The organism is Caulobacter sp. Root655 (assembly GCF_001427665.1).
Lineage (GTDB): Bacteria > Pseudomonadota > Alphaproteobacteria > Caulobacterales > Caulobacteraceae > Caulobacter.
This window is the reverse complement of the sequence record NZ_LMHC01000023.1, coordinates 173,874-193,892: the sequence shown is the minus strand read 5'-3', so window position 1 is coordinate 193,892 and position 20,019 is coordinate 173,874. Positions and strand designations below refer to the sequence as shown.

Genomic DNA, 20,019 nt, shown 5'->3' with positions numbered 1-20,019 from the left:
CGGCTATGAGCCGCATTCAGACAGCTAGACCGACTCCTTTCGGCGCCCGGAGCTTTTCGTGATCCGCAGACACTTCTTCTTCGTCGCGGCGGTTGTCGCGGTTCTGCTGATGCTGGTGATCGGCGGGCTGAAGCTGGCGTTCGGCGGCAAGGCCACGGGTCAGGCCGGACCGGGCGGCGGCGGGCGCGCCACGGCGGTCTCGCAAATCACCGTGCAGCCACGCGCCTTCACCGACCGTATCGAGGTGCTGGGCGTGGCCAAGGGCCGCCAGTCGGTGACCATCACCTCCAACACCGCCGAGCTGATCACCGCCGTGCACTTCACCGACGGCCAGGCGGTGTCCAAGGGTCAGGTGCTGGTCGAGCTGAAGGCCGACCAGGAGAACGCCGGCATCGCCCAGGCCCAGGCTCAACTGGCCCAGGCCGACCGCGAATATACCCGCTGGAAGGCGCTGGCCGACAAGGGCGTCGCCCCGCGCGCCACCGCCGAGCAGTACCTGGCCGCCCGCGACACCGCCCGCGCCGCGCTCAATTCCGCCAGCGCCCAGAAGCTGGACCGGGTGATCCGCGCGCCGTTCGCCGGCCGGGTGGGCATTTCCGACATCGCGCCGGGCACGCTGATCAGCCCCGGCACCGCCATCGTCAGCCTGGACGACGTCTCGCTGATCCGCGTCGATTTCTCGGTGCCCGACCGCTACCTGCCGATCCTGCGCGAAGGCCTGACGATCACCGCCGCGCCCGACGCCCTGCCGGGCGAGAGCTTCACGGGGCATATCGCCCAGATCGACACCCGCATCGACCCGACCACCCGCGCCCTCAAGGCCCGGGCCGAGTTCGCCAACGCCGACGGACGCCTCAAGCCGGGCATGCTGATCAAGGTCGGCATCGACCAGGGCCAGCGCCAGGCCGTGGCGGTCCCCGAGGCCGCCGTCCAGTTCGAGGGCACGCAGGCCTCGGTGTTCCTGATCGCCAAGGGCCCCAAGGGCCAGATCGCCCGGCGCACCACGGTGCAGACCGGCCTCAGCGCCGACGGCTTCGTCGAGATCGTCTCGGGCCTGAAGGCCGGTGACCGGATCGTCGGCGACGGCCTCAACCGCGTGCAAGACGGCGCGCCGGTCGGCGGCGGCAAGGGCGACAAGGCACAGGGCGGCAAGCCCGGTCAGAAGAAGGCCGGCTGATGCTGTCCGACCTTTCCGTCCGCCGCCCGGTCTTCGCGGCCGTCGCCGCGATCATCCTCTGCGTCATCGGCCTGGCCGCCTTCACCAGCCTGCCGATCCGCGAACTGCCCAACGTCGATCCGCCCGTGGTGTCGATTTCGACCACCTATACCGGCGCCTCGGCCGAGGTCATCGAGGAGCGCATCACCCAGGTGATCGAGCGCCAGGTGGCCGGCATCCAGGGCATCGACCGGGTCAACAGCAGCTCGCGCGACGGCCGCTCGCAAATCACCATCACCTTCACCCTGGACCGCGACCTCGACGCCGCCGCCAACGACGTGCGCGACGCCGTCAGCCGGGTGACCGCCAACCTGCCCGACCAGGCCGACCCGCCGCAGATCGCCAAGGCCCAGGCCGACAGCTCGCCGATCGTCTTCCTCAACCTGTCCTCCACGACCTTGTCGCCGCTGGAGCTGGCCGACTACGCCGACCGTTATCTGGTCGAGCGGTTGTCGACCGTGCCGGGCGTCGCCCAGGCCGGCCTTAGTGGCCAGCTCTACGCCATGCGCATCTGGCTAAACCCCGACGCCATGGCGGCGCGCGGGGTGACGGTGGACGACATCGAGACCGCGCTGAACAGCCAGAACGTCGAACTGCCGGCCGGGGCGCTGGAAAGCGACGCCAAGGACTTCACCATCCGTGTGGCGCGCAGCTATTCTCGGCCCGAGGATTTCGCGAAGTTGCCGTTGAGGGCGGCCGACGCCAACGGCTTCGTGCTCCGTCTGGGCGACGTGGCGCGCGTGGAGGAGGGCTCCAACGAACGCCGCAGGCTCTATCGCGGCAACGGCGTCAACCAGATCGGCATCTTCCTGACCCGTCAATCGCAAGCCAACGACGTCGCCATCTCCAAGGTGGTCGATAGCGAGCTGACGGAGATCAACAAGACGCTGCCGCCCGGCACACAGCTGATCAAGGCCGTCGACAATTCGATCTTCACGGCCGAGGCGATCCACGAAGTGTGGGTCACCATGGGTATCTCGATCGGGCTGGTGGCCCTGGTCAACCTGGTGTTCCTGGGCAGTTGGCGCTCGGCCCTGATCCCCTCGATCGTCGCGCCGATCTGCATCCTGTCGACCTTCATCGTCCTGGCCCCGTTGGGCTTTTCACTGAACCTGCTGACCCTGCTGGCCCTGGTGCTGGCCGTCGGCCTGGTGGTCGACGACGCCATCGTCGTGGTCGAGAACATCCAGCGCCGGGTGGATGAGGGCGAGCCGGCCAATGTCGCGGCTCTGCGCGGCACCCGGCAGGTGTTCTTCGCGGTGGTGGCCACCACCATCGTGTTGATCTCGGTGTTCGCGCCGCTGATGTTCCTGCCCGGCTATATCGGCCGGCTGTTCGTCGAGCTGGCCGTGGCGATCGCGGCGGCCGTCGGCTTTTCGGCCCTGCTGGCGCTGAGTCTGTCGCCGATGCTGGCCTCCAAGCTGCTCAAGCCCGCCGCCGGCGGCAACTGGTTCAATCGCAAGGTCGATCAGGCGATGGACAGGCTGAAAGACAGCTATCGCCATTCGCTGGAAGGCCTGCTGGCGGCGCGCTCGGCCACGATCGGGGCCGGCGCCGTGGTGCTGGTTCTGGCGGTAGTGGCCGGGGGGCTGTTCGTGGCGCTGCCGCAGGAACTGGTGCCGGCCGAGGACCGCGGTCGCGTCGACGTCTCCATCAACGGCCCCGAGGGCGCGGGCTTCGACTACACCGTCAAGGCCGCCAACGCCGTCGAGAAGCAGCTGGAGAAATACCGCGCCGACGGCGTCGCCGCGCGGACCATCATCGGCGTGCCGCGCTTTGGCCAGAACCAGTTCAACACCGGCAACGGCGTGCTGGTGCTCAAGGACTGGGGCGAGCGCGACAAGACCGCCGACGAGGTGGCCGCCGAACTCAACAAGAGCCTGAGCAGGATCACCGGCGTTCGCGCCGTGGCCAGCGTGCGCGGCGCCTTCCAGCGCGGCGGCGGCGGAGGCGGCGGCACCAATGTCGACCTGATCGCCACCGGCAACGACTATGTCGAGCTGGCCAATTGGCTCAAGCCGATCCTGGCCGCGGCCCAGGCCAATCCGGGCCTGTCGCGCCCGCGCATCGACTACGAGCCGACCTCGCCGCGTCTTGCCGTGCAGATCGATCGCGACAAGGCCGCCAGCCTGGGGGTCTCGGCCCAATCGATCGGCCGGGCGCTGGAGACCATGTTCGGCTCCCGCCGCGCCACGACCTACATCAAGAACGGCCAGGAATACGATGTCATCCTGCAGTCCAGCCTGGAGCAGCGCCGCAGCCTCGCCAACCTGGACCAACTTCAGGTGCGCACCCAGTCCGGAACCCTGGTGCCACTATCGACCGTGGTCACCACCGAGCTGCGGGGCGACGCGGCCGACCGGCCCCGTGTTGACCGTCTGCGCTCGGTGACCCTGACCTCCCAGCTGTCGCCCGGCTACACGGTCGGCGACGCGGTGACGTTCTTCCAGGCGCAGGCCGCCGCCCATCCGAGCCCCGGCGTCAGCGTCAAGTGGGGCGGCCAGGCCAAGGACTTCCTGGAAGCCTCGGGCGCCGTCGGCGTCGCCTTCGGCCTGGCCCTGCTGCTGGTCTTCCTGGTGCTGGCCGCGCAGTTCGAAAGCTGGATCCACCCGGCCGTGATCATGCTGACCGTGCCGCTGGCGGTGCTAGGCGGGCTGTTTGGCCTGCTGATGACCGGCTCGACCATCAACACCTACAGTCAGATCGGCCTGATCATCCTGGTCGGCATCGCCGCCAAGAACGGCATCCTGATCGTCGAGTTCGCCAACCAGCTGCGCGACGAGGGCCTGAAGGTGAAGGAGGCGGTGATCGAGGCCGCCGCCCTGCGTCTGCGGCCGATCATCATGACCTCGATCGCGACCGCCATGGGCGCCCTGCCGCTGATGCTGTGGACCGGCGCGGGGGCGGGGAGCCGCAAGACGATCGGGGCGGTGATCTTCATGGGCGCGATCTTCGCCACCCTGCTGACGCTGTTCGTGGTGCCGGTGTTCTACAATCTGCTGGCGCGCTTCACGAAGTCTCCGGAGTGGACGGCGCGGCAGATCGAGGACTATGAAGCCCGTGAGAAGAACGGGGAAGGGCAAGCCTCACCCGTCTGAGTTGGGTGAGGAAGCATGGCTGAAGCCATTTTGGCGGCGAAGCGGCAGGAGCTTGCGCTTCTGCGTCGCATCGAGGAACGCATTCTCTGGTTGGCCTCGTGGACGATCCACAACGCCAACCACCTGCGTGAGAGCCGCGACGGCCTGAAGGTCGGCGGGCACCAGGCCTCGTGCGCCTCGATGACCACCCTGATGACGGCGCTCTACATGAAGGCGCTGCGGCCGCAGGACCGGGTGGCGGTCAAGCCGCACGCCAGCCCGGTGTTCCACGCCATCCAACACCTGTTCGGCCGCCAGAGCCTGGACAAGCTGAAGGCCTTCCGCGCCCTGGGCGGGGCCCAGTCCTATCCCTCGCGCACCAAGGACGTCGACGATGTCGATTTCTCCACGGGCTCGGTGGGGCTGGGCGTGGCCATGACCGCCTTCGCCTCGCTGACCCAGGACTACCTGGCGGCGCGCGGGGCGGTGAAGCCCGAGCGGATGGGCCGGATGATCTCGCTGCTGGGCGACGCCGAGCTGGACGAGGGCAACATCTACGAGGCCCTGATCGAGGCCTGCAAGCACGACATCCGCAACACCTGGTGGATCGTCGACTACAACCGCCAGAGCCTGGACGCGACCACCCAGGACCGGATGTTCACCCGCTACGGCGAGATCTTCGAGGCCGCCGGCTGGACCGTCGAGACGTTGAAATGGTCCAAGCGCCAGCGCGAGGCCTTCGCCAGGCCGGGCGGCGAAGCCCTGAAGGCCTGGATCGAGACCGCGCCCAACGACCTCTACGCCGCCCTCAGCTACCAGGGCGGGACGGCCTGGCGCGAGCGTTTGTCCGCCGACCTGGCCGGCGACGCCGACGCCCTGGCCTTGATCGCCGGCTACAAGGACGTCGACCTCGGAGAGCTGATGACCGAGCTGGGCGGCCACTGCATGGAGACCATCCTGGAGGCCTTCGAGCGGGCCGGCCAGGACGACGCCCCCCGGTTCTTCATCGCCTATACCGTCAAGGGCCTGCGCCTGCCGTTCCAGGGCCACAAGGACAACCACGCCGGCCTGATGACCGAAACCCAGATCGCCGAACTGCGCGGCCGGCTGGGCGTGACCGAGGGCGAGGAGTGGGACGCGCTGTCGGGCCTGTCCAGCGCCGAGCGCACGGCGCTCAAGGGCCTGGTCGCCCGCGCGCCGTTCGCCGCCGACGTCCAGCGCCGCCACGTCGCGCCCACCGTCGCCACCCCGACGGCCGACGAACTGCTGGTCCCGGTGCTGGGCGGCGGCGAGCAGTCCACCCAGGCGGCGTTCGGCAAGGTGATGTTCGAGATCTCGCGCCGCGACGACGAGTTCGCCGGCCGGGTGGTCACCACCTCGCCCGACGTCACGGTCTCGACCAACCTCGGCGGGTTCGTCAACCGGCGCGGCGTGTTCCAGCGCCGGGCCCACGAGGACGTCTTCAAGCGTCGACGCATCCCTTCGTCCCAGGTGTGGTCCAAGGTCGAGACCGGCCAGCATGTCGAGCTGGGCATCGCCGAGAACAACCTGTTCATCGTCCTGGCGGCCCTGGGCCTGACCGCGCCGCTGTTCGGCGAGCGCCTGTTCCCGGTCGGCACCCTATATGATCCGTTCATCGCCCGGGGTCTCGATGCGCTGAACTACGCCTGCTACCAGGACGCCCGGTTCCTGCTGGTGGCGACGCCGTCCGGCCTGACCCTGGCCCCCGAAGGCGGGGCGCACCAGTCGATCGGCTCGCCGCTGATCGGCATGAGCCAGCCAGGACTGGACAGTTACGAGCCGGCCTTCGCCGACGAGACGGCGGTGCTGATGGCTCACGCCTTCGAACGGATCCAGGCCGAGCAGGGGGCCTCGACCTATCTGCGGCTATCCACCCGGGTGATCGCCCAACCCGAACGGACGGACGACGCCTGGCGCCAGGGCGTGGTCGACGGCGCCTACTGGCTGCGGCCGCCGGCCCCCGGCGCGCGCCTGGCCATCGCCTATGCCGGGGCCCTGGCTCCCGAGGCCCTGGCGGCCTTCGAGGCGGTGCTGGAGGACGAGCCGGGCGCCGGCCTGCTGGCGATCACCTCGGCCGACGTCCTGCACCAGGACTGGACCGCCGCCGGCCGTTCGCGCTGGACCGACGGCGCCGCGCGGACCTCGACCATCGAGACCCTCCTGGCCCCGCTGTCGCGCGACGCCGGGCTGGTGACGGTGATCGACGGCGCGCCGTCCACGCTGTCGTGGCTGGGCTCGGTACGGGGCATGCGCCTGCGGGCCCTGGGCCTGGAGACCTTCGGCCAGTCGGGCGACCTGCCGGACCTCTACGCCAAGTACCGGCTGGACGCCGACGCGATCCTCGACGCCTGCGCGGATCTGCTGATCTGAGGCCTGGAGTGGGTTTGCTCAACATTGAAGCACTCCCAATCTCCGCTCATCCCGGCGAATGCCGGGACCCAGATCCCAGGCGGGGTGGCGGATTGGAGCAACGCAGAGCCCTTGGAGCCCACACCAGAGCCATTCCATCTGGGTCCCGGCATTCGCCGGGATGAGCGGGTAAAAAGTGATTCAATGTGGAGCAGTCGCCCTCTACCCCGTGCCGTCCAGAAGTTCGACGCTCGAGATCAGCCCGTCGGTGATGGTGTAGATCGCCACGACGCGGGTGTCGGACCACAGGTGGCCTGAACGGTCGCGGACCGAGGACTGGATGTCGGCTCGCACCCGGCCGCCGGGCAGGGGCTTGAGCGCGATCAGGGCCAGGTCGGGCGCGAGCATGTCGAACAGGCGCTGGTAGAAGTCCCGGATGGCGACCAGGCCCTCGATCTCACCGCCCTCGAGATAGTCCCGGAACCGGGCCCGCGGATGGATCTGGGCCATGGCCGCGTCGAGGTCACGGCGATTGAGGGCGTCGTGCAACCGGGTGATCAGGTCCGACGCCGCGCTCATGGTCAGGTTCCTCCATCCAGCGGCTCGACGTCCAGCCGGGCGATCATCCCGCCGTCCAGCGTGAACAGGTGCCGTACGCAGCTGTCGGACCAGATCTGGCCGCCCAGATTGCGCACGACCTGGTTGACGTTCACGGCGATCCGGCCGTCGGGTTCCAGGGCGAAGGTCACCGGGGCCAGGTCCACCTGGATCGATTTGGCGGTCTCGCGCCATTGGGCGGCCACGGCGTCGTGACCGACCACCCGGCCGCCTTGCAGTTGGTTGGGCCAATCGACATCCAGCGTCAGATACGCCGAGAAAGCGGCGAAATCCTGCCGGTTATAGGCGTCGTAGACCTTGGTCAGCAGCGCTTGCGCGTGGTCCATGGGTCCGTCCCAGTTCAGCCTTTGGGAGGCTTGTAGCCGGTCTCAACTTTCAGATAGGCGATCAGGTCGACGCGGTCCTTGGGGTCTTTCAGGCCGGCGAAGGTCATCTTGGTGCCGGGCATGAAGCCGCGCGGGTCGGCCAGCCACTTGTCCAGGTGCTCGGCGTCCCAGGCGAAGCCAGCGGCGGCGACCACGGGCGAGTACTTGTAGCTGGCCAGGGTCCCGGCCTTGCGGCCGAACACGCCGTAGAGGTTGGGGCCGGTCATGTTGGGCCCGCCCTGGGTGATGGTGTGGCACGAGCGGCAGAGGGCGAACTTGCTTTGGCCGTTCAGCAGGTCGCCGGTGTTGTAGGGGGCGGGCAGGGCGGCCAGCAGCGCCTGCTTCTCGGTGTCGGTCGGCGCCGCCGTGGGCGGTGTCGCCGACGTGGCGCCCGAACCGCTGTCGGCGGGTTTCGAGCAGCCGGCCAGAAAGACGCAAAAAACCGCCGTCGCGGCGAGGTGAAACTGACGCATTCAAAGGTTCCCGACTGACACTATGCCGCAAGCTGTGCGGCGCCGCGCCGCATTCATTTTCCTGCCCAACTATGGGTCGCGCATCCAATATATAACGCCGTTATTCGGTCAAGGTCTCGCCATCTTTCAGCGAACGCCCTGCGACAACGAGCGCTATGTAACAGATTGCAAACGCAAAATGGGCAATCGCAAACCGTGGGTATGCACATAATAAATTGACCCTAATTAACCATAAACGTACCCAGATAAGGCCGGAGGGGCTGCTCTGGCGACGGGATGGAAACAAGGTCATGGACTGGAACGACGAGCGCACCGCCACCCTACGCAAATTGTGGCTCGAAGGCCTGAGCGCCAGCCAGGTGGCTCGGCAATTGGGCGGCGTCAGCCGCAGCGCGGTGATCGGCAAGGTGCACCGCCTGGGCATCACCGTCCGCGAGGTTCCGGTCCGCCAGCGCACCACGGCGCGCACCGCCAGCCGGGCCCCGGCCCGCACCCGTCCCGTCCGCGACATCACCGCCGCGCCGCGGCCCGCCCTTCGCCTGATCGAACTGGCCGAGATGGCGCCGACCTCGACCATCCTGGGTCTTTCCACCCATTCCTGTCGCTGGCCGATCGGCAATCCCGACGCCAACGACTTCGGCTTCTGCGGTCGCGAAAAGACCGCCCGGGGCTCCTACTGCGACGACCACGCCCGCGGGGCCTTCCGCCGGCCGCAGACGGCCGCGGACATCAAGACCTGGGCCCGCCAACCGATCTCGGCGCCGGCCATCGAACTGCACACCGCCTGATCGCCTTTCGCTGAACCCTCAAGCCGCTGACCCCAGAGCTTTCGGAACGACGACAATGAACATGGTCTTCATCGAAAACACCGCCGGCAGCAGCCAGGTGATCACCATCATCGAGGAGTTCGCCGGCCACTCGGTGTCGCGCGACCTCAATCCCGGCGAGAACACCCACATCCCGGTGGGCCAGTTCAAGTCGATCGTGGTGCGCGAGACCTATCCGGACGACTGGTTGACCCGGGCCCGGGCCCGCAACGCCACCATCCCCAACTGAGGCCCCAGTTCTAGGCGAGGCGCGCCAGAAGGGCGCCGCCGCCTATTCCGAGGCGAAAGACACAGCGACCCCGCGAATCCGTTCGCGGGGTTTTTTGTCGCCTGGAACCGGGTGGTTAACGTGGCGTTAGGGTTTTGCGAACGGTGACGCTATCACCGTTCACGCCACCAGATCGGCGCCGGGAGCTTCCATGAAATGTGCATTCGAGCGCGACCGCGCGGGTGAGCCGCGCGCCATGATTGTGCGACGGCCTAGCTTGTGAGAAGACAGCGCTCGAACGGCGTGGGGGGAACCATGTCAGATCAAGACCATCAGGAGGGCCACGGTTTGCCGTTGCCGACCTATGTCAGTTATCTGATGTACCAGACAGAGCAGCACCGGCGCGCCCTGGCGGCCGATTGCATCGCTCAGCACGGACTGAACTTCGGCAAGTGGGTCGCGCTGGCCTCGCTGGCGCGGTTCGGCGAATGCTCGATGACCCGCCTGGCCAAGCTGTCGGCCGCGGACCGCACCACCCTGACCCGCTCGATCGACGGCCTGATCCGCGACGGCCTGGTCGAGCGCGGCGCCCAGGCGTCGGACCGCCGCAAGGTGGTGGTGCGCCTGACGCCGGCGGGGGCGGAACTTCTGGACCGGGTCGGCGACGACATCCGGCCGATCAACCAGGAAGTCTGCGCCGAACTGACCGAGGAAGAGCAGGCCAACCTGGCGACCTATCTGCAGAAGATCCTCGGCGGGCTGATCACCGAACCGGAATGGAAGCACGAGGTGCTGTCGTACGGGCCAGCGCCGCAGGGCGCGGCCTGGGAGCAGGGGTAGGATCTCTCAAAGACCGCTTGGAAAATTGCCGGCCTAGTCGTCCCCCCTCGGTCGCCCCCGCAGGCTCTTGATCCCCGCCCGCTTGCCCTTCGTCTCCAGCCGCTTGAGCTTGCTGGAATAGGTCGGTTTGGTCGGCCGCCGGGGCTTCGGCTTTTCCGTCGCCTTGCGGATCAGCTCCACCAGCCGTTCGCGCGCTTCCTGCCTGTTCATCTCCTGCGACCGGCTGCCCTGGGCGAACAGCACCAGCACCCCGTCCAGGGTCATGCGGCTGCCGCCCAGCGCCTCGAGCCGGGTCTTGACGTCCTCGGGCAGGTTCGGGGAGCCCCGCACGTCGAACCGCAGCTCGATCGCCGTCGAGGTCTTGTTGACGTGCTGGCCGCCCGGCCCCGAGGCGCGGGTGGCCTTCTCGACGAGCTCGTCGTCGTCGATGCGCAGCCAGGACGTGATCTCGATCATCGGACCACGCGCCGCGCCTTGACCACGGCGGTGTCCAGCGCCTGCAGGAACTTGCTGCGGTCGGCCGGACCGAAGGCCTTGGGGCCGCTGGTCACCTCGCCCATCGAGCGCAGGTGCTCGCCGATGGCCCGCGAGGCGAGGGCCGAGCCTATAGTGTCCGTCGTGAACAGCCGCCCCGTCGTGCCCAGGGCCTGGCCGCCGGCCTTCAGCACCCGGTCGGCCAGGGGGATGTCGTTGGTGATCACCACGTCGCCGGGGCCGGCCCGCTCGGCGATCCAGTCGTCGGCGATGTCGGGCCCGGCGTCGACCACCACCTGCTCGATGGCCGGGGTCAGGGGCACGCGGATCCAGCTGTTGGAGACCACGAAGGTCTTCAGGCCATAGCGCGCGGCGACCTTGTAGACCTCGTCCTTCACGGGGCAGGCGTCGGCGTCGATGTAGAGAACGGTGGTCATGCCGTGTCGTAGCGCTTCGGGGCGCAATGGGGCAAGCCGACCCACCTCCGTCTCCCCGGCGAAGGCCGGGGCCCAGGTGACACCCACGAGCCTCTCTAGATGAATCTGGGTCCCGGCCTTCGCCGGGAAGACGGAAGTAGAAGGGCGATACCTCAGTGCGCGTCAGGCGGCGGCGCCGACGTCTGCGGGGCGGGCTTGCAGAACGGCACCATGATCAGGGCGGCCAGGAAGATCCACGACATCAGCCGGAAGACGTCGTTGAAGGCCAGGGTCGTGGCGGCGCGGCCGATGACCTTGGCCAGTTCGCCCTGGGCCAGCAGGGCGGCATGGGCGGGGTCGGGCGTCAGCTGGCCGATCCGGGCGGCCAGGGCGGCCACGAAGTCGGGGGCGACGCGGCCGGCCTCGCCCAGGCTTTCGCCCATCCGCGCCACATGGATGCGGGTGTTGTCGCCCAGCCAGGTGTTGACCACGGCGATGCCGATGGCGCCGCCCAGGTTGCGCATCAGGTTGAACAGGCCCGACGCGTAGCGCAGCTCGGCCATGGCGAAGCCGGAGAGGGCCAGGTTCACGCTGGGCACGATGCACAGCATGATCGCGAAGCCCCGCAGGGCCTGGGGCCAGAGCAGGGCGTGGAAGCCCCATTCCGGGGTCAGGTGCGAGGTCAGGAACAGGCTGCTGGCGAAGGCGCTGAGGCCGACGGTGATCAGGATGCGCGGGTCGACCCGCTGCGACAGCCGCGCGGCGATCACCACCGACAGGATCTGGGCGACGCCGGTGACCACCACGGTGGTGCCGATCTCCTGGCTGTTATAGCCGCGCACCCGGCCCAGGAAGACCGGGATCAGATAGGTCGCCGAATAGAGCCCAAAGCCGATCACCAGGTTGAACACGCAGGCGAACACGAAGGTCGGCCTGCGGAACGGGCTAAGCCGCACGACCGGGCCGCCGGAGTTGAACGAGCGCTCCAGGAACAGCAGCAGCCCCACGAACGACAGCCAGGCGGCGATGGTGATCGACGGCTCGCCGAACCAGTCGTGGCGCGGGCCTTCCTCCAGCACATATTCCAGTCCGCCCAGGAACACCGCCATCGCCGCCAGGTGGGAATAGTCGATGGTCTTGAGCATCGACAGCTTGGGCGCGTCGACGCGGATGAACCTGACGGCCAGCAGGGTGACGATGATCCCCGGCACGATGTTGATGTAGAAGATCCACCGCCAGCCGGCCGCGTCGGTCAGCCAGCCGCCGACCGTGGGGCCCAGGGTCGGGGCCAGCACCGAGACCATGCCGAGGATCGCCGGGATCATCGCCCGCTGCTTGCCCTCGAACATCGCGAAGCCCGTGGCGAACACCGTCGGCACCATGGCTCCGCCGACGAAGCCCTGGATCACCCGGAACAGGATCATCGAATTGATGTCCCAGGCCATGCCGCACAGGGCGCTGGACAGGGTGAACAGCCCGGCCGACAGGGCGAACAGCCAGCGGGTCGATAGGGCTTGGGCCAGGAAGGCGGCGAACGGGATCATCACCAGCTCGGCCATCAGGTAGCCAGTCTGCACCCAGCTGATCTCGTCGGGCCCGGCCGACAACCCGGCCTGCACGTCGTTCAGCGAGGCGGCGACGATCTGGATGTCGATCAGGGCCATGAACTGGCCAAAGGCCATCACCGCGAAGATCAGGTACTTGGTCGCGTCCGGCAGGTTCAGCGGATTGATCGCCGCCGCCGGCGCCGAGGGGGGCGGACCGGGGATTTCGGCGGTGTCGCGCATGACGCCCTCTTGAAAGTATGATCACCGTAATATTATATGCATCATGCAATGGAGATCGCAAGCCATGCGCTACGATGCGGACCACAAGCAGCAGACCCGGGAGCGGGTGTTGAAGGCGGCGGCCAAGGCCCTTCGGGCCGAGGGGCCGCACCGGATCGGCGTCGCCGCGGTGATGGCCGAGGCCGGCCTGACCCACGGCGGCTTCTACGCCCACTTCAAGTCCAAGGACGATTTCATCGCCGCCGCCGTCGGCCAGATGTTCGTCGAGAGTCGGGGGCGGCTGGACCGGGCGGTGGAGGGGCGCACGCCCGCCGAGGGGCTCCGGGCCTATCTCGACTTCTACCTGTCGGCCGCCCATCGCGATACGCGCACCGCCGGCTGCCCCCTGCCGTTCCTGTCGGCCGACGCCCCGCGCCTGGCCGCCCCGTCGCGCGAGCGCTTCGCCCAGGGCGTGGCCAACCTGACCGACCGCCTGGCCCAGGTGCTGGCCGAACTGGGCCGCGCCGACGCCGAGGAAGCCGCCGGCTCGATGCTGTCGGAGATGGTCGGGGCCGTCGCCCTGGCCCGGGCCGAGCCCGACCCGGCGCGGTCGGACGCCATCCTCGCGCGCACCCGCGCCGCCCTGCAACGCCGTCTCGGCCTGGAGCTGACCCAATGACCACCCTGGTCGACCAACTCGCCCCCGGCGTCACCGGACTGGAGCAACTGCGGGCCATGGTGGCGGCCGGCGGCCGTCCGCCGATCGGCGACACCCTGGAGTTCACGCTCGTGGAAGCCGGCGACGGCTGGGCGGCCTTCGAGGGCACGCCGGGCCGGCACGTCTACAATCCGATCGGCACGGTGCACGGCGGCTATGCGGCGACCCTGCTCGACTCCGCCTGCGGCTGCGCGGCCCATTCCAAGCTCAGCGCCACCCAGGGCTACACGACCCTGGAGCTGAAGGTGACCTATCACCGGGCGATGACCGACAAGACCGGTCCGGTCCGCGCAGAGGGCCGGGTGGTGACCTTCGGCCGACGGGCGGCCTTCACCGAGGCGACGATCAAGGACGCGGCGGGGCGGCTCTACGCCTCGGCGACCTCGACCTTGCTGGTGTTCGAGCGATGACCGCCGCGATCCTCGATACGCCGGTCGGCGTCGCCGCTCCGGTCGCCCCGCCCCCGAACCAGGCGACGGCCAAGACCCGCAAGGGCCTGCCGTTCTCGCCGCGCACCGCCCTGATGGTCGGTGGCGCGATCGTCCTGGCCGTGGCCGGGGGCGTCTATCTGGCCGCGCCCAAGGCGGTGGTCTCGACCGACGCGGCCTATGTGCAGGCCGACAGCTCGACCATCGCCCCCAAGGTGCGGGGCCTGGTCTCCGAGGTGCTGGTCGCCCACAACCAGACCGTCAAGCGCGGCGACCCGCTGGTGCGCATCGACCCCGAAGAGTTTGACGCCCGCGTCGCCTCGGCCGGCGCCGACCTGCAGGACGCCCAGGCCTCGGTCGAGGCCGCGCGGGCGGCTCTGATCGCCCTGGACGCCGAGGAGCAACTGGCCGCCTCCAACATCCGCGCCGCCCAGACCTCGATCCGCGCCGCCGACGCCCAGAACGCCCAGGCCCAGTCCGACCGAGCCCGCTTCGACGCCCTGGCCAGCAGTGGCGCGGTCGCCCGCCGCGATGTCGAGCGCTACCAGGCCGCGGCGATCACCGCCCAGTCGACCGCCGAGCGCAGCCGCGCCGAGTTCGACGTCAGCCGCAACCAGGCCTCCGTGACGACCGCCAAGCGCGCTTCGCTGAACGCCGCATTGGCCCAGGCACAGGCCTCGGTCGCCCGCGCCCAGGCCGCCCTCGACCTGGCGCGCCAGGACCAGGCCCACACCCTGATCCGCGCCCCGATCGACGGGGTGGTCGGCGACCGCCAGGCCGAGCCGGGCGACTACGTGCAGCCAGGCACGCGCCTGCTGACCGTGGTGCCGCTGCGGGCGCTCTATGTGGTGGCCAATTTCAAGGAGACCCAGGTCTCGCGCATGGTCATCGGCCAGGCCGCGACGATCAAGGTCGACGCCCTGGACGGTCCGGCCCTGAAGGGTTCGGTGGAAAGCTTCGCGCCGGGTTCGGGGTCGCAGTTCTCGCTGCTGCCGTTCGAGCCGGGGACGGGCAACTTCACCAAGATCGTCCAGCGCGTGCCGGTGCGCATCCGCATCGAACCGGGGCAGGCGGGGCTGGAGCGCCTGCGGCCGGGCCTGTCGACGACCGTGAAGGTGCGGCTGAAGGGTTGAGGGCGATTCCCCGGCGCGTTCGCTTCGGCGGATTTTAGCGCTCATGATTTGAGCATCATGGCGCAGCTTGCACCGTTTGTTAGCGCAACCAATCTTTCTGGGCGATGTGCGCATCAAAGGTGGAACCCCGCCTTGATCCCCGACCCGGGCCCACTAGATATCAACCCGTGGAGCCGCCTTTGGCGCTCCTGCCCTTCCTGGGCGTTTCCTCCCTAATGACTGCCCGGCCTTTGTGCCGGGCTTTTTTTTGCCTGTACCCCGGCCGCTTGATCGACGCGCGAGGGCCGCGGCCTTAAGCTTGATCCTTGAACGGCCTGGCCCTCGCGCCGGGCCCGTGTGGAGACCGAGTATGGACAAGGCCGAACTCAATCGCCTCATCGAACGCCACAAGCAGGAACAGGAAGCCCTGGCCGAGCGTCTGGGCGCCCTGCGCAGCGGCGACTTGCAGGTCAAGGCCCGCGAAGACGACGGCGGCGAGCGCGACGAGACCCCCACCCACATCAATGAGCTGGAGCGGCTCGAACAGTGGCTGATCGAGAACATCGCCCGCTATGAGGCGTTGCTTGGCGCCTGAAGCGGCAGGCCGGCGTTGCGTCGCGCGCGACGGGTGGGATAGGTCTGGCGCGTGCGGACCAGCGAGGCGGCGATGAGCGAGATTCCCTTGGATGACCGGGTGGCCGCGGCCGCGTTCCGGCGGCTGATCGAGCACCTGCGGCTTCGGCGCGACGTCCAGAACGTCGACCTGATGGGCGAGGCGGGGTTCTGCCGGAACTGCCTGGCCGACTGGGTCAGCGAAGCCTCGGACGGCGCGCTCGATCGCGATCAGGCGCGCGAGGCGGTCTATGGCATGCCCTTCGGAGACTGGAAGGCTCGGCATCAGAAGTCGGCCACCCCGGAGCAACTGGCGCGCATGGAGGCCAGCCTGGCGATCAACGCCAGGGCCCGGGAAGACGCGCGGCTGGACGAGGCCCTGGAGGAGAGCTTTCCCGCCAGCGACCCGCCGTCGATGACCGAGCCGGGACGGTAGGCCTTGGCCTATCCCGATCGCTATCTCGACGACCTCCAGGTGGGGGAAACCTGGGAAGGCGAGCCCTTCACGATCTCGGAGGCCGAGATCATCGCCTTCGCGAGGCAGTTCGACCCGCAACCGATGCACCTGGATCCGGTCGCGGCCGCGCGGGGGCGGTTCGGGGGCTTGATCGCCAGCGGCTGGCACGTGGCCTCGCGGGTGATGCGCGAATATGTCGAGCTCGCGCCGTTCGGCGCCACGCCGATGCTGGGCATGCGGATCGACGAGCTTTGCTGGCTGCATCCGGTGCGGCCGGGTGATGCGCTGCGGGTGCGACGCCAACTCGTCGCCGTGACCCCGTCCCGGACCCGGCCCGATCGCGGCACGATCCGCACGGCCACCACCGTCACCAACCAGGACGACGTCGTCGTGCTGACCTTCTTCAATCTGATCCAGATGCCCGTTCGGCCGACAACTTAGGCGGGGTTCGGACGGTCTTCGTCTTGGGCCGACGGCCCGACCGTGATTCCCGGGCGACACGGCGTCGCGACGCGAGCAAGCGCCTGACGGCCGGTTTCTGAGCACGCGCAAAAGTAGTTTCGTGCCGACGTGGCAATAATAATACAATTATGTCAAAAAGTGGCGAAACCACTGGCGCCATAACGGTTTGGTCAATAGTCGCGGCAAATCGGCAAAAACAGCGCTGTCAAAAAGTGTCTAAAAGACCTTTCGGAGTGCTTGACCTATTTCGCATAGCGATGTTACCGCTACCGATGACTTCGTCGTCAAGTTGAAATTTGGGGCTTTCGCGAGGCGCCCCTGGAAATTTTTGACGATGTTGTAACAAAAAAATTGAAGCCCAATTCACGGGCAAAGCGCGGGGAAACGACCATGAAACGGCACCGTCGGTGGACTACGTCTGCGTCTCTGTTGGCCTTGTCGGCGGCGCTTGCCGCAGGCCATGCCGCGGCCCAGGAGGCGCCTAAATCTGATACCGTGGAAGAGATCATCGTCACGGGCATTCGGGCCTCGCTCGACCGCGCCATCGAGATCAAGCGCAGCAACAGCGGCGTCGTCGACGCGATCTCGGCCGAGGACATCGGCAAGTTCCCCGACACCAACCTGGCGGAGTCGCTGCAGCGCATCACCGGCGTGTCCATCGACCGCACGAACGGCGAGGGCTCTCAGGTCACGGTGCGCGGCTTCGGTGGCGGGTTCAACCTGGTGACGCTCAACGGCCGCACCATGCCGACCGCCAATGTGGTGACCGTCGGCGGCGACCAGTCGGCGGACTTCGCCGGCGGCACCAGCCGGTCCTTCGACTTCTCCAACCTGGCCTCGGAAGGCGTCAGCACGCTGGAGGTCTACAAGACCGGCCGCGCCGCGATCCCCTCCGGCGGGATCGGCGCGACGATCAACGTCAAGACGCGCCACCCGTTCGAGGCGCGCGAATCCGGGCTTTCGGGCAGCATCGGCGTCAAGGCGGTCTACGACACCGGCGTCGACAAGAGCCTGGAGGACGCCGACAAGCTGACGCCGGAAGTCTCCGGCCTGCTCAACTGGACCGACGACAGCGACAAGTTCGGCGTCGCGCTATTCGGCAGCTATCAGAAGCGCAATTTTACCAGCCGCGCCGCCACCTCCAACGACTGGAACATGCGCCACTACTCGGACTTCATCAATCCGGCCAACGGCTACGTCCGCAACGGCGGCGCCACCCAGATCACCAACGCGCCGAAGGATCCCAACACCTGGGTCTCGATCCCGAACGACAGCCGCTACCACTTCTCCGAAGGCCAGCGCGAACGCCTGAACGGCCAGGCGACCGTGCAATATCGTCCGATCGAAAACCTGACCCTGACGGCTGACGCCCTCTATGCGCGCAACAAGACCTACGAAAAGCGCAACGACAGCACCAACTGGTTCAACCGTCCGTTCGACAAGGTGACGTTCGACGACAACCCCGTCGTCGCCACCGCCGTGCTGCTGCAGGAAACGCTCAGCGGCACCAAAGACATGGGCTTCGAGCAGCAGTATCGCGCTAACGAGGACACCTTGAAGTCCTACGGGCTGAACGCCGCCTGGGACCTCAGCGACCGGTTCAAGGTGACGGTGGACGGCCACATCTCGAAGGCCGACAGCGCGCCGGACGCCCCCAACGGGACGAGCTCGACCTCGGTCAGCATCGGCGCGCCGATCGTTTCGAGCCACTCGGTGGACTACAGCGGCAAGATTCCGGTCCAGAGCTTCACGATCAACGACGCCCTGCCGCGCGGCAACGCCAACGGCGTGCTGGACGTCGGCGACCTGGGCAGCCAGGTGGCCCGCACCTCCGCCCAGCGCCAGCAGCACGAGATCAAGGAAATCCGCGCCGACGCCAGCTGGGACCTGGATGACGACGGCGGCAGCCGGTTCGACTTCGGGGTGAACTACCGCTCCTCCAAGATGACCCAATCGGCCGTCAACACCCAGCAGGACCTGGGCAGCTGGGGCATCTCCAATCCGCGTGACGTGAACCAGTACGCCAACGGCCTGGTCAGCACCTTCTGCATGGCCTGCAAGTTCGACAGCTTCGATCCGAAGCAGAGCGGGCCTGGCCTGATCTCGTTCCGCGCCAATGCGGTCGACCTCTACAACGCCCTGTCGCCGGTCTACGCCCAGCGCGGCAACGCCGTCGCCGTCACCAGTCAGGACAACAACCGCGTCGACGAGGACATCCTGGCTGGCTACTTCCAATTGACCTGGAAGGCGCAACTGGCGGGACGCCCGGCCACCCTGGTGGCCGGCGTGCGCTACGAAGAGACCAAGGTCACGTCCACTTCGCTGGTCCGCACGCCGCGGGCTATCATCTGGACCGCCGACAACGACTTCCGCGTCGATACACTCTCCACCTACTCGCCGGTTTCCGGCAAGGGCAAGTATTCCAGCCTGTTGCCGGCGATGGACTTCCAGGTGGAGCTGACCGACGACATCGTGGGGCGCTTCTCGTTCAGCCGCACCCTCGGGCGCCCGGACTACGGCGATCTGTTCGCCGCCCAGACCGCCGGGGCACCCAACCGTCCGATCGCCAACGGCGCCGTCCCACTCGGCACCTCGGGCAACCCGAACCTGCAGCCGGCGATCTCCGACAACTTCGACGTTTCGCTGGAGTGGTACTACAAGCCCAGCAGCTTCATCTCGGCGGGCTTCTTCGAGAAGCGGGTCAACAACTTCGTCGGTCGGGGCACCGTCATGCAGAACCTGTTCGGTCTGCGCGATCCCAGCTCCGGCGCGGCCGGCACCCGTTCGGGCGACGCCAAGGCTTCGCTCACGACGATCGGCGCCGACCAGACCGACGTGAATCTGTTCACGATGACGGCCCTGATCCAGCAGACCGGCTCGGTGGCCGCCGCGACCGCCCAGTTCCAGGCCAACCGCGGACCGGGTGGCGACCTCAACCAGGCGTTCGTGGACAACATCCTGGCCACGGTCGACATCGAGCCGACCGCGACCGATCCGCTGTTCAATTTCCAAGTCTCCAAGCCGATCAACAACGAGACCGGCAAGATCCACGGTTTCGAAATCGCCGCCCAGCACTTCATCGGCGACACCGGGTTCGGCGTTGCCGCGGCCTACACCATGGTGCGCGGCGACATCGGCTTCGATATCGCCGCGGATCCGGGGCAGGACCAGTTCGCGCTGCTCGGGCTCAGCGACACGGCCAACGCCACGCTGATCTACGAGAAGTACGGCATCTCGGCCCGCGTAGCCTATAACTGGCGCGACCGCTTCCTGCAGGCCACCAACCGTGGCGGCTCCAGGAACCCGGTCTTCGTCGAACCCTTCGGCCAGCTGGACATCAACATCAGCTACGACGTGACGGAAAAACTCGCCATCTCGCTGGAAGGGATCAACCTGACCAAGGAGAGCCTGCGGACCTATGCCCGTGACGAGAACCAGCTGTGGTACGCTCAGGAACTGGATCGCCGCTTCCTGCTCGGAGCGCGCTATCGCTTCTAGGTGGTGGACGTAGATCCACGATGGGGGAAAGGTCGCTGCTTGCAGCGGCCTTTTTCTTCTCAAGGCTACAGGGCAGGGGCTC

The 20,019-nt window shown here is 67.9% G+C and carries 19 protein-coding genes; 13 read left to right on the top strand and 6 right to left on the bottom strand.

Annotated elements, in window-relative coordinates; all coding sequences use genetic code 11:
- The first annotated feature begins 58 nt into the window (after positions 1–58).
- Genes ASD79_RS15775 through ASD79_RS15765 form a run of 3 tightly spaced genes read left to right on the top strand, consistent with a single transcriptional unit; the run spans position 59 to position 6,684 of the window.
- Positions 59–1,177, top strand: coding sequence for an efflux RND transporter periplasmic adaptor subunit (locus tag ASD79_RS15775; protein ID WP_056723301.1), 1,119 nt, complete (start codon positions 59–61; stop codon positions 1,175–1,177).
- Positions 1,177–4,314 carry an efflux RND transporter permease subunit gene (locus tag ASD79_RS15770; protein WP_056723299.1) on the top strand — a complete coding sequence of 1,046 codons (3,138 nt, stop codon included), beginning with the start codon at positions 1,177–1,179 and terminating at the stop codon, positions 4,312–4,314. Before ASD79_RS15775 ends, ASD79_RS15770 begins: the two co-directional genes overlap by 1 nt.
- A 15-nt stretch (positions 4,315–4,329) precedes the next feature.
- Positions 4,330–6,684, top strand: a complete 2,355-nt coding sequence (locus tag ASD79_RS15765) for a transketolase (RefSeq protein ID WP_056723298.1) — start codon at positions 4,330–4,332, stop codon at positions 6,682–6,684.
- 201 nt (positions 6,685–6,885) lie between these two features.
- Here the strand turns inward: ASD79_RS15765 and ASD79_RS15760 are convergent, their stop codons facing one another.
- From ASD79_RS15760 to ASD79_RS15750, 3 genes are read right to left on the bottom strand one after another with little or no spacing between them, the layout of a single operon-like run.
- A complete protein-coding gene (locus ASD79_RS15760) occupies positions 6,886–7,242 on the bottom strand; it encodes a nuclear transport factor 2 family protein (RefSeq protein ID WP_056723296.1) in 357 nt (118 codons plus the stop codon).
- Between the two features lie 2 nt (positions 7,243–7,244).
- A complete protein-coding gene (locus ASD79_RS15755; protein WP_056723294.1) occupies positions 7,245–7,607 on the bottom strand; it encodes a nuclear transport factor 2 family protein in 363 nt (120 codons plus the stop codon).
- 14 nt (positions 7,608–7,621) lie between these two features.
- Positions 7,622–8,119: a cytochrome c family protein gene (locus ASD79_RS15750; protein ID WP_056723292.1), complete on the bottom strand. Its 498-nt coding sequence runs from the start codon at positions 8,117–8,119 to the stop codon at positions 7,622–7,624.
- 290 nt (positions 8,120–8,409) lie between these two features.
- On the opposite strand from ASD79_RS15750, the gene ASD79_RS15745 reads away from it, so the two are divergent.
- The 3 genes from ASD79_RS15745 (at position 8,410) to ASD79_RS15735 (ending at position 9,994) form a co-directional block, all read left to right on the top strand.
- Positions 8,410–8,907, top strand: coding sequence for a GcrA family cell cycle regulator (locus ASD79_RS15745; RefSeq protein ID WP_056723290.1), 498 nt, complete (start codon positions 8,410–8,412; stop codon positions 8,905–8,907).
- A 55-nt stretch (positions 8,908–8,962) separates the two neighbouring features.
- Entirely contained in the window at positions 8,963–9,175 is a 213-nt protein-coding gene (locus tag ASD79_RS15740; protein ID WP_007674156.1) for a hypothetical protein, read from the top strand.
- A gap of 294 nt (positions 9,176–9,469) precedes the next feature.
- Positions 9,470–9,994, top strand: coding sequence for a MarR family winged helix-turn-helix transcriptional regulator (locus ASD79_RS15735; RefSeq protein ID WP_056723288.1), 525 nt, complete (start codon positions 9,470–9,472; stop codon positions 9,992–9,994).
- Between the two features lie 33 nt (positions 9,995–10,027).
- Here the strand turns inward: ASD79_RS15735 and arfB are convergent, their stop codons facing one another.
- From arfB to ASD79_RS15720, 3 genes are all read right to left on the bottom strand, one after another.
- Positions 10,028–10,450 (bottom strand): alternative ribosome rescue aminoacyl-tRNA hydrolase ArfB, encoded by a 423-nt coding sequence (arfB, locus tag ASD79_RS15730; RefSeq protein ID WP_056723285.1) that lies wholly within the window; start codon positions 10,448–10,450, stop codon positions 10,028–10,030.
- Positions 10,447–10,905 (bottom strand): YaiI/YqxD family protein, encoded by a 459-nt coding sequence (locus tag ASD79_RS15725; protein WP_056723283.1) that lies wholly within the window; start codon positions 10,903–10,905, stop codon positions 10,447–10,449. The genes arfB and ASD79_RS15725 overlap by 4 nt, the downstream gene beginning before the upstream one ends.
- Positions 10,906–11,057: 152 nt before the next feature.
- Entirely contained in the window at positions 11,058–12,671 is a 1,614-nt protein-coding gene (locus ASD79_RS15720) for a DHA2 family efflux MFS transporter permease subunit (RefSeq protein WP_056723280.1), read from the bottom strand.
- A 64-nt stretch (positions 12,672–12,735) separates the two neighbouring features.
- Between ASD79_RS15720 and ASD79_RS15715 the strand changes: the two genes are divergently transcribed.
- The 7 genes from ASD79_RS15715 to ASD79_RS15685 all read left to right on the top strand — a co-directional run bounded on the left by ASD79_RS15715 (position 12,736) and on the right by ASD79_RS15685 (position 19,937).
- Positions 12,736–13,329: a TetR/AcrR family transcriptional regulator gene (locus ASD79_RS15715; protein WP_056723278.1), complete on the top strand. Its 594-nt coding sequence runs from the start codon at positions 12,736–12,738 to the stop codon at positions 13,327–13,329.
- Positions 13,326–13,778 carry a PaaI family thioesterase gene (locus tag ASD79_RS15710; protein ID WP_056723276.1) on the top strand — a complete coding sequence of 151 codons (453 nt, stop codon included), beginning with the start codon at positions 13,326–13,328 and terminating at the stop codon, positions 13,776–13,778. Before ASD79_RS15715 ends, ASD79_RS15710 begins: the two co-directional genes overlap by 4 nt.
- Positions 13,775–14,929, top strand: a complete 1,155-nt coding sequence (locus tag ASD79_RS15705) for an HlyD family secretion protein (protein ID WP_082584984.1) — start codon at positions 13,775–13,777, stop codon at positions 14,927–14,929. Before ASD79_RS15710 ends, ASD79_RS15705 begins: the two co-directional genes overlap by 4 nt.
- Positions 14,930–15,278: 349 nt before the next feature.
- On the top strand, positions 15,279–15,503 hold the full coding sequence (locus tag ASD79_RS15700; protein ID WP_056723275.1) for a hypothetical protein: 225 nt from the start codon (positions 15,279–15,281) through the stop codon (positions 15,501–15,503).
- Positions 15,504–15,575: 72 nt separating this feature from the next.
- The gene (locus tag ASD79_RS15695; protein WP_056723272.1) at positions 15,576–15,956 is read left to right on the top strand and encodes a DUF1244 domain-containing protein; all 381 of its coding nucleotides are present in this window, start codon (positions 15,576–15,578) and stop codon (positions 15,954–15,956) included.
- Between the two features lie 3 nt (positions 15,957–15,959).
- Positions 15,960–16,418, top strand: coding sequence for a MaoC family dehydratase (locus tag ASD79_RS15690; RefSeq protein WP_056723271.1), 459 nt, complete (start codon positions 15,960–15,962; stop codon positions 16,416–16,418).
- A 411-nt stretch (positions 16,419–16,829) separates the two neighbouring features.
- Positions 16,830–19,937 (top strand): TonB-dependent receptor, encoded by a 3,108-nt coding sequence (locus tag ASD79_RS15685; protein ID WP_056723269.1) that lies wholly within the window; start codon positions 16,830–16,832, stop codon positions 19,935–19,937.
- Positions 19,938–20,019: the final 82 nt, after the last annotated feature.

Coding starts and splice junctions, on each gene's coding strand:
- ASD79_RS15770 (WP_056723299.1), top strand. CDS start 1,177: ATGCTGTCCGACCTTTCCGTCCGCCGCCCGGTCTTCGCGGCCGTCGCC.
- ASD79_RS15760 (WP_056723296.1), bottom strand. CDS start 7,242: ATGAGCGCGGCGTCGGACCTGATCACCCGGTTGCACGACGCCCTCAAT.
- ASD79_RS15705 (WP_082584984.1), top strand. CDS start 13,775: ATGACCGCCGCGATCCTCGATACGCCGGTCGGCGTCGCCGCTCCGGTC.
- ASD79_RS15755 (WP_056723294.1), bottom strand. CDS start 7,607: ATGGACCACGCGCAAGCGCTGCTGACCAAGGTCTACGACGCCTATAAC.
- ASD79_RS15720 (WP_056723280.1), bottom strand. CDS start 12,671: ATGCGCGACACCGCCGAAATCCCCGGTCCGCCCCCCTCGGCGCCGGCG.
- ASD79_RS15725 (WP_056723283.1), bottom strand. CDS start 10,905: ATGACCACCGTTCTCTACATCGACGCCGACGCCTGCCCCGTGAAGGAC.
- ASD79_RS15700 (WP_056723275.1), top strand. CDS start 15,279: ATGGACAAGGCCGAACTCAATCGCCTCATCGAACGCCACAAGCAGGAA.
- ASD79_RS15710 (WP_056723276.1), top strand. CDS start 13,326: ATGACCACCCTGGTCGACCAACTCGCCCCCGGCGTCACCGGACTGGAG.
- ASD79_RS15735 (WP_056723288.1), top strand. CDS start 9,470: ATGTCAGATCAAGACCATCAGGAGGGCCACGGTTTGCCGTTGCCGACC.
- ASD79_RS15695 (WP_056723272.1), top strand. CDS start 15,576: ATGAGCGAGATTCCCTTGGATGACCGGGTGGCCGCGGCCGCGTTCCGG.
- ASD79_RS15740 (WP_007674156.1), top strand. CDS start 8,963: ATGAACATGGTCTTCATCGAAAACACCGCCGGCAGCAGCCAGGTGATC.
- ASD79_RS15765 (WP_056723298.1), top strand. CDS start 4,330: ATGGCTGAAGCCATTTTGGCGGCGAAGCGGCAGGAGCTTGCGCTTCTG.
- ASD79_RS15745 (WP_056723290.1), top strand. CDS start 8,410: ATGGACTGGAACGACGAGCGCACCGCCACCCTACGCAAATTGTGGCTC.
- ASD79_RS15715 (WP_056723278.1), top strand. CDS start 12,736: ATGCGCTACGATGCGGACCACAAGCAGCAGACCCGGGAGCGGGTGTTG.
- ASD79_RS15750 (WP_056723292.1), bottom strand. CDS start 8,119: ATGCGTCAGTTTCACCTCGCCGCGACGGCGGTTTTTTGCGTCTTTCTG.
- arfB (WP_056723285.1), bottom strand. CDS start 10,450: ATGATCGAGATCACGTCCTGGCTGCGCATCGACGACGACGAGCTCGTC.
- ASD79_RS15685 (WP_056723269.1), top strand. CDS start 16,830: ATGAAACGGCACCGTCGGTGGACTACGTCTGCGTCTCTGTTGGCCTTG.